Raw genomic sequence first — 12,288 nt, 5'->3', positions numbered from 1 at the left:
ACGCGACACCGATCGAAGGAGCGACCATGACCATCGCCATCACCGGAGCGACCGGCAACATCGGGGGCGCCGTCGCACGCGCGCTCGCCGCGGACGGCGTGCCGTTCCGGATGATCGTGCGCGACGCAGCGCGCGCCCCGGAGCTGCCCGGCGCCGAGGTCGCGGTCGCGACGTTCGCCGACGCCGACGCCAGCCGGGCGGCGCTCGAGGGGGTCGACGTGCTCCTGATGGTGTCGGCGGCCGAGGCCGAGGACCGGCTCGACCAGCACCGCACCTTCGTCGCAGCAGCTGCCGAAGCCGGCGTGCGGCACGTCGTCTACACGTCGTTCCTCGGCGCGGCCGAGGACGCGACCTTCACCCTCGGCCGCGACCACTGGGCGACCGAGCAGGCGATCCGCGCGACCGACACGGCGTACACGTTCCTGCGGGACAGCTTCTACCTGGACTTCGTCGAGGACCTGGTCGGTGAGGACGGCGTGATCCGCGGCCCGGCAGGCGACGGCGCCATGGCGGCGGTCGCCCGTGCGGACGTCGCCCGGGTCGCTACGGCCGTACTGCTGGACCCGGGTGCGCACGCGGACCGCACCTACGAGCTGACCGGGCCTGCGGCGATCACGCTCGCCGAAGCCGCGGCGGTGGTGTCCGAGGTCCGCGGCCGCACCGTCAGCTACCACCCGGAGACCCTTGACGAGGCGTACGCATCACGTGCGCGGTGGAACCCGGAGCCGTGGCAGGCCGATGCGTGGGTGAGCACCTACACGGCGATCGCCGAGGGAGCTCTCGCGCACGTGTCCGGCGACGTCGAGCGGATCACCGGCCGGGCGCCGATGTCCCTGCGCGAGGTGCTCGCCGCGCGCTGATGCGTGGCCGGCGTGGGGTCCACGCGGACCGACCGACGGGCCGGGCAGCCCGCAGTGCCACACGGTCCACGTGATCCCGTTCGCCTGACGCAGTCGCACTGGCAGGTGCGCGTGCCGCACGAACCCGGTGCGGTCGCGGCAGCCTCCGGCCAGAGCGGCGCGCAGGACCGGATCGGTGCGGGGCGCGTGGGCCTCGACGACGAGGACGCGCAGGCCGTCCGCGATCCTGCGGCGGATCTGCTGCGTCGTGAAGACCGGCACGCTGCCCGAGAAGCCGCCGTCCGTCAGCACCGGGAGCCCGGTCGCCGCGATCACGGGCGCGGAGATGCGCCACGTGTCGGTCAGGAACAGCGGTTCACCGTGCCGGTACCCCTCCACGCGTCGCGCGGCCGCGACGAGTCGGCGGAGTGCGCCCGGGTACGGCGTCGACCCGCCCCACGGGTCCGGGTGCGACACGTGGAAGACGTCCGGGCTGCCGGCTGGGATCGGCCAGCGCGCAGGCCACGGCCCGACGGAGGCGTCGACGCCGCTGCCGTCCCGGGTCGCGTCGAGCGCCTGCAGCGAGAAGGCCGCGGGGCCGGTGACGACCGCCACCGCTGTCGCGATCGCGATCGCCGTCCGGGAGGCCCGGTGTCGGCCCGGTCCGCGCGTCGCCTCCCAGCGGGGTCGCCACCAGACCGACACCACCGTCGCGACGACGGCGACCGTCGAGACCGTGATCGCGGGGCCGGCGAGCACGCGCGGCATCGTGGTGCCCCGCGCGAGGAACACCACCCACCCGAGCTGTGCCACGGCGAGGACGACCGGGAGTGCCCGGAGCCACGCAGACTGTGCCCGGACGAGGCCGACCGCTCCGCGCCACCCGAGTGCGGCGAGCAGGGCGAGCTGCACGCCGATCGCCGCGACGTAGGCGGTGTGCGGCACCGCGGCCACCGAGAGCACGGCCGCCGCGGTGCCGAGCCAGACGACCAGCACGACCAGGGTGGCGGATCCTGCGCTGGTGTCGAAGGCGTTCCCGAACGGGGTGCCGGCGATGGCGCGCGACACCTCCGTCGACGAGTGCTCGACGCTCCGGACTCGCCGTCGGACTCGCCGTCGGACGAGCACCACGGCAGCGATCACCACGCCGAACAGCGCCGCGGGCAGGAGCCAGGCCACCTGCGACGCCAGGTGCGGTCCGAGCAGTTTGTCGACCCCGGCCGCACCGCCGCGCCAGGTGTGCGGGCCGAGCGGGACGGCGGACGACCGGACGGACCCGGGGACCGCGCCGGGCAGGAACCGGTCGATGCCGTTGTACCCGAAGACCATCGCGAGCGGACTGTCGTCGGTGGAGCCGTCCGCCCACGGCCGTGATGCCGCCGGGGTGAGCGCGAGCGCCGTGACCCACGACAGGGACGCCCCGACCGCGACGATCCCGAACACCCCGGCGCGGACCACCCGCATGCCCAGGCGGAGCGGGCCGCCGTCCTGCCGCGCCGTGGCCAGCAGGGTGCCGAGCAGCAGCGCCGGCAGGAGGAACCAGGCCTGCGCCATCTTCGCCTGGAAGCCGACGCCGACGGCCAGGCCCGCGGCGACGAGTGGCCACCAGCGCCCGGTCAGTGCGGCGTGCTGCCAGCACAGCAGGGCCACGGCGAGTGCGGCGGTGACCATGCCGTCCTCCATCGGGTGCGCGAACACCGACACGAAGATCGGTGTCGAGGCAGCCGCTGCCGCCGCGACGAGTCCGGTGCCGACCCCGGCCCACCGGAGTCCGACGAGCGAGCAGGCCCACAGGGTGACGAGCCCCTCGACGACCTGGGGGAGCGCGAGGGCAGCGGTCGAGTGTCCGAACAGCCGGAGGCTCAGCGCCTGCGGCACGGCGAAGCCGCTGAGCTTGTCGAGCGTCACCGTCGCCGAGGGGTCGAAGGAACCGGACAGCAGCGCCGGCCACGACTCGGACATCGACCTCGCCGACGCCTCGTAGAAGCTGGCGTCGCCGCCCCGGCCCAGGTTCCAGCTGAGCAGCACGGTCATCCCGGCGGCGATGGCGAGCAGGGTGAGCAGCGCCGCGACGGGCTGGTCCCGCCACCGTGCCGGTCGTTCGGTGTCCACCCTCTGGACAGTGGCCGTCCGGCTTGACGGTGCGCCGGGACCCCGCCGCCGGAACGCCGCGAAGCCGGGTGCTGCGCTGTGACGACTCGCGGCCGTGGGCCTCGTGGCACAGCGGTTCCGGGGCCGAGTCGGAACGCCGTCTCAGGCCCGGTCGACGATTGCGCAGAAGACGACGGTTCGGACGAGCGGACCCGACGTCTCCTGCGCACTCGATGGACGCGCAGCGGGCCGCTCAGGACACGCGGCGCGCAGCGATCGTGCCGACGACCCCGAGCGTCAGCACCGACACGAGCACGACGAGCAGCGGTGCCGTCCAGTCCCCGGTCGCACCGTGCAGCGCCCCGGCGACGAGCGGTCCGGCCGAGCCGATCAGGTACCCGCCGCCCTGCACGAACGCGGACATCCGACGGGCATCGGCGTCGCTCGACACGATCCGCACGATCACGATGAAGATGACGGTGATGCCGCCGCCCTGGGCCGCGCCGCCGAGCACCGACCACAGCAACCAGAGCTGCGGGGCGAAGAGCAGCCCGAGGGGCATCGCCAGCCACAGGAACGCGACGAGCGCGATGATCGCCCGCGGCCGCCACTTCGCCGCGAGCAGCGGGACCCCGAGCGCACCGACCACGGCCAGGATCTGGAACACCGACGAGCTCGCCCCGGACGACGCCTTCGAGAACCCGATCTCGTCGTGCAGCAGGGTCGGGATCCAGGCGGTCAGGGCGTAGTACGAGAACGCCTGGCCGCCGAAGGCCAGCGTGAGCCCCCACGTGATGAGCCGTCGTGCGGGGCGGACCGGCTCGGCGGCGGTGGCAGCAGCGGCCGCCGCGGCTCGGTCGGCGCGGATCGTCCGGATCGCCCCGGTGTCGAGCACCTGGTCGATCGGCCCGGTGATCGGCAGGGGTTCGTCGTCGTCGGAGCGCACCGGGCGGCGCCACGCGGCCCGGGCACCCACTGCGTACGTCCAGGCGAACCCGGCGATGACCGCGAAGACCGCCCACACGGCGATCGCGAGGGGCCAACCCCACAGCGCCGCCAGGGGAGCGGTCGCGAGTGACGTGATCATCGACCCGACGTTGAGCGCCGACGTGTAGACGCCGGTGACCAGGCCGACGCGCTCCGGCGAGGTGTCCCGCCGGATGACGACGGGGATCACCACGTTGCCGATCGTGATGCCGATGCCGATCACCGCGGTGCCGATGAGCAGCGCGGCGGACGACGGCATGGATCGCACCACGGTGCCGGCGAGCACGATGACGAGCGACAGGGACACCGCACGCTCGGGATCGGCCTTCGCGATGACCCAGCTGGCGAACGGTGTCGCCAGGGCGAAGCAGAGCACGGGGATCGTCGTCAGCAGCCCGGCGATCGTGGACGTCAGGCCGAGGTCGAGCCGGACGTCGCCGATGACCGGGGCCGTCGCGACGATCGGCCCGCGGAAGTTCAGTGCGATGAGGACGATGGCGGCGGGCAGCACCCACGCGGCGGCGCGCAGCCCCTGCCGCGTCGCGCCGGTCCGGCCGCGACCGCTCGTCGCGTCGATCCCGTCCGTCGTGCCGGTCCCGTCCGTCACGGCAGCAGGATCGGGAGCAGGTCCAGCGGGGTGGCTGCCGTGGCGATGGTGCCCTCGGCCTCGGCGGGGGAGCCGTACCCCCACTCGGCGAAGACCACCGGCACACCGTGCACCGTGGCGCCCTCGACGTCGTGCACCCGATCGCCGATGAGCACCGGGCGGCTGATGTCGAACCCGCGGGCGTCGAGGCGGCGCAGCGCTTCCTCGACGACGTCGGCCTTGCTCGACCGGACCTCGTCGTCGCTGGCGCCCGTGATGATGTCGATGTCCCCGGTGAGCCCGTAGTGCTCGAGGATGTACGTCGCCGGCGTCTCGGGCTTGCTCGTCGCGGTCGAGATCGGCAGACCCGCGTCGTGCAGGGTGCGGAGCACGACGTCGATGCCGGGGAACATCGTCGAGTCGAGGGCCCCGTGCGAGAAGTAGTGCTCGCGGTACACGGCGAGGGTGTGCTCCGCCTGCGCCTCGTCCATGCCCATCGCGACCCGGAACGTGTCCATGATCGGCGGGCCGACGAACGACATCAGGGTGTCGTGGTCGGGCACCGGGACGCCCACGGTGCGGAAGGTGTGCGTCAGGCTCTCGAGGATGCCCGGCGCGGAGTCGCTGATGGTGCCGTCGAGGTCGAACAGGATGGCGGAGAACGGGCTGGTCATGTCCTGCCCACCCTACCGGCGGCGGTCGACGGGACCACCCTGGTGCGGCGCGCGACGAGGCGGACGTGCGCCGGGCCTCCCGGTCGGGCGGCGGCGGGCAACCGCAGCAACGCACCAACGCGCCGCGCCGCGACCGCGGTCAGAACAGGCGGGTGTGCCCGCCTTCGATGCCGCGCATCGCGTCGTAGTCGAGCACGAGGACGCGGATGCCGCGGTCCTCGGCGAGGGTGCGCGCCTGCGGTGCCACTGTCTGTGCCGCCAGCACGCCCTGCACCGGACGCAGGTGCGGATCGCGGTTCATGAGTTCGAGGTAGCGCGTGAGCTGCTCGACCGCGTCGATGTTGGCGTTGCGCTTCATCTCGACCGCGACGCTCGCCCCGGCGTCGTCGCGCGCCAGGATGTCGACGGGCCCGATGGCGGTCATGTACTCGCGGCGGACCAGCGTGTGGCCGTCGCCGAGCAGTTCGATCTGCTCCGCGAGGAGCTGCTGCAGGTGCGCCTCGACCCCGTCCTTCACCAGGCCCGGGTCGACGCCGAGGTCGTGGGTCTCGTCGGACACGACCTCGTACAGGGAGACGATGAGCTTGTCCTGCGTCTTCTTCTGCGTCACCGTCCACACCTGGGTGATGCCGGCGACCGACTGCTCCTCGTCGGGCTCGGTGATCTCGATCGAGCACGGCGGACTCATCCAGTTCAGCGGCTTGTAGCTGCCACCGTCGGAGTGCACGAGCAGCGAGCCGTCCGCCTTGAGCATGAGCAGACGGGTCGCGAGCGGCAGGTGGGCTGAGAGCCGTCCGGCGTAGTCGACGGAGCAGCGGGCGATGACGAGACGCACCCGGGAAGCCTAACGGGCGTCGCGTCCCGACCCGGACGGCGCGCTCGTCGCGTCGGCAGCGCTGGTGGCGCTCGTCGCGTTGTCGGCGTTGTCGGCGTTGTCGGCGTTGTCGGCCGGGAGGCGCGGGTCGCCCCCGCCGTGTCCGTCGCCGCCCCCGCGGGTCGGCCGGGCGGCGGCGCCGGTCTCACGGGCAGCACCCGACGCGAGTCCCGCCGCGATGATGAACACGAAGACGACCAGGAGCGCACCGAGCAGTCCGACGTGCTCGCCGAGGAACCCGATGAGCGGAGGACCGGCCAGGAACGCCACGTACCCGATGGTGGCGACGGCGCTGACCTTGGCGGCTGCTGTGCGGGGGTCGTCGGCGGCGGCCGACATGCCCATCGGGAAACCGAGGCTGGCACCGAGGCCCCAGAGCACGACGCCCACGATCGCGAGCGGCACGTTGTCGATGAAGATGAGCATGCCGAGGCCGACCACCGCGACGGCGGCGCTGATGCGCAGGATCGGGACGCGCCCGAACTTGTCGATGAGAGGGCTGCCGGCGACGCGGCCGACGGTCATCGCGGCGAGGAACACGGTGAGCACCCCGGCGCCGGCGGCGTTGTCGAGCCCGTGGCCGTCGATCATCGCGAGCGGCAGCCAGTCGTTCGCGGACCCCTCGGCCAGGGCCATGCCGAGCACGATCACGCCGATCAGGATCGTGGAGGGCTGCGCCCAGACCTGCATGCGGGTGAGCGGCGTCGCGACCGGACTGGTGTCGGTGGAGACCTGCTCGGCGAAGCGGTGCTCGTCCTGGAACTTCGTGACGGCGACGAGCATCACGGCGCTCGTGATGACGACCAGCACGATGAAGTGCACGGAGACCGGGATCTCGAGCCGCTCGGCCAGGGCGCCGAGCCCGGCGCCGGCCAGTGTGCCGAGGGAGAACGCTGCGTGGAACAGCGGCATGATCGTGCGCCCGCCGGCCTTCTCGGCTGCGGCGCCGGAGACGTTCATCGACACGTCGCACAGGCCGTTGCCGAACCCGAAGGCGATCAGGGCGATCCAGATGGCGGCGAAGCCCCACCCGAGCGTGACCGCGATGCCGGCGAAGACCATGCCGAGCGCCAGACAGGCGGCGGCGATCTGGATCCCACGACGTGCGCCGAGCTTGGCGACGATGTGGCCGGCGAAGGTCAGACCACCGATCGAACCGACGGCCATGCCCAGGACGAGCAGACCCATCTCGAACGTGCTCGCGCCCAATGAGTCGCGGACGCTCGGGATCCGGCCGAGCCACGTCGCGATGTCGAGCCCGGACAGGGTGAACACCACGAACACCGCGATGATCCAGGCCCTGGTGGTCGGAACGGTGCGGGTGGACGGCGTCGTCATGGTGGTCCCATCGTGCTTCGTTGCTGGTGGTCGCGGTGCGCGTTCTGTTCGGTGTCGGCCGCTATCGAATCGATTCGACCGCTCGTTCCCGCTACGCTAACCGGCGATGGACGAACCGGCAACAGCACTCGGCGCGTCGCCGTCCCGCAGCGGCGTCACCCGTCGGTCGCGCCCGACGCTGGCCGCGGTCGCCCGTGCCGCCGGGGTCGCGCCGTCGACGGCCTCGCTCGCGTTCAGCGGCAGCGGCCCGGTGTCCGAGGACGCCAAGGCCCGAGTCCTCGCCGCCGCCGCCGAGCTCGGCTACGGCGGCCCCGACCCTCGTGCGCGTTCGCTCCGCCGAGGTCGTTCCGGCGTCATCGGCGTCGTGATGGACGAGCGCCTGAGCGATGCGTTCCGCGATCCGGTGAACGTCCTGACGCTCGACGGCATCGCCGAGGTGGCCGGGGCTGCGGGGGCTTCGCTCTTGCTGGTCCGGAGTCCGCTCGATGACGAACAGGGCGCCGGCCCCCTCGTCGATGCCCCGATGGACGCCGTCGTGCTCGTCGGGTGCAACGTCCGGATCGACCCGGCCGTGGCGGTGCTGCGGCGTCGACAGATCCCCGTCGTCGCGATCGAGGCGGACGAGATCGAGGGCGCCGTCCCCGTCCAGCTCGACAACCGGGATGCCTCAGGCCGTGCTGCTGCATATCTGCAGGACCTCGGCCACACTGCGGTCACGGTGGTGACGCTGCCGCTCGATGCTGCTCGTCGGCGGGGGCCGGTCGACGACGACCGGTTCGCCTCGGGCATCGCGTTCACCACGCTCGAACGGCTGCGGGGCGTGCGCGAGGTGTACCCGTCGGCGGTCGCGATCGAGACTGCTGGCAGCTCGGTGGAAGAGGGGCGCCTGGCCGGCGTCGAACTCTTCGCCGCGGACGGACCCCGCCCCACCGCGGTGATCGCGCAGAGTGACCTGATCGCCGTGGGGGTGATCTCGGCCGCGCTCGACGCCGGGCTGCGGGTGCCCGAGGACGTCAGTGTCGTCGGGTTCGACGGCATCACGGTGGACGACAGCCTGCTCCACCGCACGCCGATCCGGCACCTGACGACGCTCGTGCAGCCGTTCGTGCAGAAGGGACAGGCCGCCGCCCGTGCCGCCCTGGCCATGCTCGAGGGGGCGGAGCCGCAGCCGGCGTCGTTCGTCTCGGAGTTGCGGGTGGGGGACACGACGGGGCCGCCGCCCACTTCGCGCTGACCCCACGCCGTCCGGCTTCCCCAGACCGAGAACCTGGCGCACAGTTGACCGGTTCCGCCTCGTCAGTGACGGCATCGATTGTCGAACAAGCTGCCTCGACAAGGGCGTGGTCCTCGTCTGTGAGGGCGGCGGCGGAGGGCGGAAGGACACCGAATATGCTCCGACACTACGGCGCGCAGAGCGTTGCGGAAGGGGATCGTTCACCGCACGGCCGGCGCGACCCACTGGGGTGTGGAACGGACCGGAGGAGCTTCGTCTCGACTCCGGTCCGCACAGGAGCTGGCTACGTCATCAGCAGGAACCACGGCATCGGGTACGCGACTGCGCACACTGGCCTGCAGACTCCGAGGTCGACATCACGGCCGACCCGTGCTGGACGCCGGACTAGATGTACTGAGTCATCACGTTAGTGACACTCGGGCTGCGGGCGTGAGCCCGTGGCTCGAGTGGATCCGGCCAGTGTTGTAGTGCTCGATCCAGGGTGCAAGTGCGTCGGCACGTGCGTTGTTGCTGGTGAAGGGCTGCCGATAGGCCCACTCGGTCGCGAGGGTCCGGTTGAAGCGCGCTCTTCGCATGAGTAACCTCCCGACCTGCTGGTGGTGCGGGAAGGCGGCGGACTCCCGCGAGCACAAGTTCAAAGCGAGCGAGCTTCGCGCCATTCACGGACCTGAGTGGCGCGGCGAATCAGCCGTCGTTCATGGGAGCTTCGGGGGCAACACCAAGAGGTGCGCGGGCCCAAGGCGGACGGACTCAAGTGGCCGCCTTCGATGTGTAAGGACTGCAACAATCGCCGCAGTCAGCCGTTCGACCGTGCCTACGATCAGTTTTTGCGCTTCCTAGAATTGAACGAGGCTGCCGTGCTGACGCGCGGCGAGTTGTCCTTCCGAGACGTCTTCGGCAAAGAGTGGCGTGCTGGCCGAAGGAACCTCATCAAGTACTGGGTGAAGCACGTTTGCTGTCGTGCGGTCGAAGTAGGCCTCTCGGTCCCGCCCGCCACTTGCGTCTATCTTGACTCGCAATCGTCATCTGGTGCGCCTCCCCACATCCGCATGAGGCTGATGATCAACGAAGCCGTGATCGACATGGCGGGAGCCGATTCGCTCCACATCGGGTCTTACTTCACCGACGCGTTGGGCTGGTCGGACCCACGTAGTGGGGAACTCGTTGGATTCGACGCGGCAGTCGGTTGGGGATGGCTCGCTCTGGCGTACGAGTTTCGTGTCCCCGATCCATCGGGTGCCACAACTTTTCCCCGGGCCAGGCTCCGTCTGGATCGATCCGGCGGCTGAAGCACTTTCGATACGGTCGTGACGCCTTCGCGCCGTCCGATGGGCGATCGGCTATCGGGGCGGTGGGGTCCCAGCGTCAGCGCTGGTGCCTTGTCTCACGCTTGGAGGCATGATGGGGCCATCGAGAGACGGCCAGGCACAGAACCGGCTCCTCTAGGTCAGTCGACGAGGAATTGGTGTGGACGGATCGTCGTGGTGAGTGTCGATCCACGAGGATGAGGCAATGTGGTTCGACATCGCAAAGCCGTCGGAGGAGCTCGTCGCGGCGGTGATCGGCGCGCTCGTGGGGATAGCCGGCACTCTTCTGGCGCAGTTCTTCGCAGGCATCGGAGCCCGTGTTGAGCGCAAGCGTCAGTTGCGCGCCCCCTGGGTTCGGGAGGTCTTGCTCGAACTTGAGAAGGAAGTGACTGGCTCGGCGAACGAACTTGGACAACCAGTGCTGGTGCCAGAACCTCCATTCGACCTCGAGATGTTCGACCGTCGGCCTACCCGGTTCATGCGCGCCTACTTCATTTTGAGGATGGAGACCTACCGATCCCGCAAGCGCTTCGCGGAGCAGCTACTTGACTCGGAAGGATCCGGTTCGAGACGAGCAGTCAGAGCCGAGATACGGGCACAGCGGTTCGGCCGTGCAATGGCAAACAACTACAGGTCTTGGGGTTTGTACTCCGTTCGCCGGTCGTTCCTATGGCGCTGGGCACACCCGACGATCCTTCCGAGTGACTTCAGTATCGAACGGTTTTACTGGCGCAGCGCCCGTGAAGTGCGTCGCTCCGAGCGTCGACAAGGCATCCCGAAGCGGCCCCGGTCCGGGGTCAGGTACCTCAGCCCCCGTTCATACGGTCAGGGACCGAAGCGATGGTGGCAAATTTGGCGCAACTGACTACGTAGCGGGCAGTCCCGCAACGCTCGCGGGTACGGATCGCTGAGCAGCGCCGCAGGCTGTTGCAGATGGACGCCTCTGCTGACCGGTCACTTACCGAGACGACACCAACTCGAGGACGACGCCCGAGAATGTGAGGGTTCACGATGACTTACGTGATTCTGGTCACGCCAGATGGCACTAATGCGGGAACAGAAGGAGCCGTGCTCAGCGGAGAGAAGACGCGGCTACTCGGTGAATCGCTGTGAGGTAAGGCATGTCCTTGAGCTGTGCTTCGTGCGAGAGCTGGTTGAAGGGGACCAACGCTTTGTGCTCAGGTTGTTCAGCCGTCATCCACGTGGACCAAGCGTCGTGCACGTTCTCGAGTGTGCAGCGGTGGCCCATGACCAGCACGAGTAAGGCGTAGAGACGATACAGCTCATCCTCCCGCGCCTCCGGCCGCAGATCGGGCGCCAGCTCCCCTCGGATCCGACCTGCCAACGAGTCCAAGTAGTTCATAGCCACACGGTAACGCCGACGAGCACCTCGAGGACGAGGAACGCGAGCGGGACCAACCGTTCGACAGTGCCGAGTTCCGCATAGCGGCCCTGCCACTTCGGAAGCGGGTCTCGTTTCAGCGACGACCACTCGTCGCTGAACGGTTGGACCGGCAGGTGGTCTCGCTCGATGCGGTTGATGACACTGAATTTTGCACGGTTCAGGTCGCGATACGACCGCAGCTGAAGCCACCAGGTGATGCTGGTGAGGGCTCCGATGGCAACGAGGAGTGTTGCTCGAAGAGGATCGAACTCATCCCTACCGAGGAGACTGAAGATGGCTGGGACGCCGAGGAGTGTGCTCTGCAAAGCGAGGTAGAACTGATTGGCTTGCCCGCGTCGCGCAGAGATGCGGTCGGCCATCTCCACTGTCAGCTTGTAGAGCTCAAGCACGTCCGTGGGGGCGGCGGCAGTCCGGCGCCGACTGGGCATCACGCGTTCTTGCCTTCACCCATCATCTGAATGATCGCGGCGCCTACGCCTGGCCACGTCCACGTGATGACACGGTTCCGAGAGAGACCGGTGGGCAGGGTGGACGTGGATGAGGCGTTGTCGACGTACACGCCAAACACGGGGACGTTAAGCGCCTTGGCCATCGAGATCTCCTTCGATACGCCGGAGGCGCTCCCCATGGATCGTCCAACAAGCACGATCAGCATGTTCGTTCGTGCAATCTTCTCCTTAATCCGCTGCTCCCAGACGGCTTGCGGGAGTGCGGTCTTACTCGACCAGTCCTCGACGGTGAACGGAGTCGGGGACTTCGAATCGGCCTGTCCGGCGAACAGGATCTTGGACTCCTGGTTGTGGTCGAAGTCGAAGCTGAGGAAAGCGCGGGGATTGGGCATCGTTGCTCCTTCGGGTAGTTCCCTCTTCTATAGCAGCGGGCACCGACATTGCCTCACGTTCTTCGCGCTGCCGACTCTCCGGCGCGCCCGCCTGGGTGCACCCGAGACGGAC

At 69.7% G+C, this 12,288-nt stretch carries 10 protein-coding genes and 2 pseudogenes; 3 read left to right on the top strand and 9 right to left on the bottom strand.

Annotation, left to right across the window (positions count from 1 at the left end; translation table 11 throughout):
* Positions 1-26 precede the first annotated feature (26 nt).
* Positions 27-860: an SDR family oxidoreductase gene (locus ITJ60_RS05045; RefSeq protein WP_194647180.1), complete on the top strand. Its 834-nt coding sequence runs from the start codon at positions 27-29 to the stop codon at positions 858-860.
* A 1,395-nt stretch (positions 861-2,255) separates the two neighbouring features.
* Here ITJ60_RS05045 and ITJ60_RS18770 read toward each other — a convergent pair.
* The 5 genes and pseudogenes from ITJ60_RS18770 to ITJ60_RS05025 form a co-directional block, all read right to left on the bottom strand.
* Positions 2,256-2,801, bottom strand: a pseudogene (locus ITJ60_RS18770) (ArnT family glycosyltransferase); the annotation flags it as partial.
* A gap of 382 nt (positions 2,802-3,183) precedes the next feature.
* The gene (locus ITJ60_RS05040; protein WP_416371904.1) at positions 3,184-4,524 is read right to left on the bottom strand and encodes a CynX/NimT family MFS transporter; all 1,341 of its coding nucleotides are present in this window, start codon (positions 4,522-4,524) and stop codon (positions 3,184-3,186) included.
* Complete coding sequence (locus tag ITJ60_RS05035) at positions 4,521-5,177, bottom strand: HAD hydrolase-like protein (RefSeq protein ID WP_123294473.1); 657 nt, start codon at positions 5,175-5,177, stop codon at positions 4,521-4,523. Before ITJ60_RS05035 ends, ITJ60_RS05040 begins: the two co-directional genes overlap by 4 nt.
* A 139-nt stretch (positions 5,178-5,316) precedes the next feature.
* Positions 5,317-6,012: an endonuclease NucS gene (gene nucS, locus ITJ60_RS05030; RefSeq protein ID WP_017887754.1), complete on the bottom strand. Its 696-nt coding sequence runs from the start codon at positions 6,010-6,012 to the stop codon at positions 5,317-5,319.
* Positions 6,013-6,021: 9 nt separating this feature from the next.
* The gene (locus ITJ60_RS05025) at positions 6,022-7,389 is read right to left on the bottom strand and encodes an MFS transporter (RefSeq protein ID WP_228509868.1); all 1,368 of its coding nucleotides are present in this window, start codon (positions 7,387-7,389) and stop codon (positions 6,022-6,024) included.
* Between the two features lie 106 nt (positions 7,390-7,495).
* On the opposite strand from ITJ60_RS05025, the gene ITJ60_RS05020 reads away from it, so the two are divergent.
* Complete coding sequence (locus tag ITJ60_RS05020; RefSeq protein WP_194647179.1) at positions 7,496-8,623, top strand: LacI family DNA-binding transcriptional regulator; 1,128 nt, start codon at positions 7,496-7,498, stop codon at positions 8,621-8,623.
* Between the two features lie 401 nt (positions 8,624-9,024).
* Here the strand turns inward: ITJ60_RS05020 and ITJ60_RS05015 are convergent.
* Positions 9,025-9,186, bottom strand: a pseudogene (locus tag ITJ60_RS05015) (integrase core domain-containing protein); the annotation flags it as partial.
* A gap of 949 nt (positions 9,187-10,135) precedes the next feature.
* On the opposite strand from ITJ60_RS05015, the gene ITJ60_RS05010 reads away from it, so the two are divergent.
* A complete protein-coding gene (locus ITJ60_RS05010; protein ID WP_194647178.1) occupies positions 10,136-10,795 on the top strand; it encodes a hypothetical protein in 660 nt (219 codons plus the stop codon).
* Between the two features lie 207 nt (positions 10,796-11,002).
* Here the strand turns inward: ITJ60_RS05010 and ITJ60_RS05005 are convergent, their stop codons facing one another.
* The 3 genes from ITJ60_RS05005 to ITJ60_RS04995 are packed head-to-tail and all read right to left on the bottom strand — an operon-like array spanning position 11,003 to position 12,176.
* A complete protein-coding gene (locus tag ITJ60_RS05005) occupies positions 11,003-11,293 on the bottom strand; it encodes a hypothetical protein (protein ID WP_194647177.1) in 291 nt (96 codons plus the stop codon).
* Positions 11,290-11,763: a hypothetical protein gene (locus tag ITJ60_RS05000; RefSeq protein ID WP_194647176.1), complete on the bottom strand. Its 474-nt coding sequence runs from the start codon at positions 11,761-11,763 to the stop codon at positions 11,290-11,292. The genes ITJ60_RS05005 and ITJ60_RS05000 overlap by 4 nt, the downstream gene beginning before the upstream one ends.
* Positions 11,763-12,176, bottom strand: a complete 414-nt coding sequence (locus ITJ60_RS04995) for a TIR domain-containing protein (RefSeq protein ID WP_194647175.1) — start codon at positions 12,174-12,176, stop codon at positions 11,763-11,765. The genes ITJ60_RS05000 and ITJ60_RS04995 overlap by 1 nt, the downstream gene beginning before the upstream one ends.
* Positions 12,177-12,288 lie beyond the last annotated feature (112 nt).

Source organism: Curtobacterium sp. VKM Ac-2884 (assembly GCF_015350945.1).
Classification (GTDB): Bacteria; Actinomycetota; Actinomycetes; order Actinomycetales; family Microbacteriaceae; genus Curtobacterium.
This window is presented reverse-complemented; position numbering and strand designations above follow the sequence as displayed.

Coding starts and splice junctions, on each gene's coding strand:
- ITJ60_RS05020 (WP_194647179.1), top strand. CDS start 7,496: ATGGACGAACCGGCAACAGCACTCGGCGCGTCGCCGTCCCGCAGCGGC.
- ITJ60_RS05000 (WP_194647176.1), bottom strand. CDS start 11,763: ATGCCCAGTCGGCGCCGGACTGCCGCCGCCCCCACGGACGTGCTTGAG.
- ITJ60_RS04995 (WP_194647175.1), bottom strand. CDS start 12,176: ATGCCCAATCCCCGCGCTTTCCTCAGCTTCGACTTCGACCACAACCAG.
- ITJ60_RS05005 (WP_194647177.1), bottom strand. CDS start 11,293: ATGAACTACTTGGACTCGTTGGCAGGTCGGATCCGAGGGGAGCTGGCG.
- ITJ60_RS05035 (WP_123294473.1), bottom strand. CDS start 5,177: ATGACCAGCCCGTTCTCCGCCATCCTGTTCGACCTCGACGGCACCATC.
- ITJ60_RS05010 (WP_194647178.1), top strand. CDS start 10,136: ATGTGGTTCGACATCGCAAAGCCGTCGGAGGAGCTCGTCGCGGCGGTG.
- ITJ60_RS05025 (WP_228509868.1), bottom strand. CDS start 7,389: ATGACGACGCCGTCCACCCGCACCGTTCCGACCACCAGGGCCTGGATC.
- ITJ60_RS05045 (WP_194647180.1), top strand. CDS start 27: ATGACCATCGCCATCACCGGAGCGACCGGCAACATCGGGGGCGCCGTC.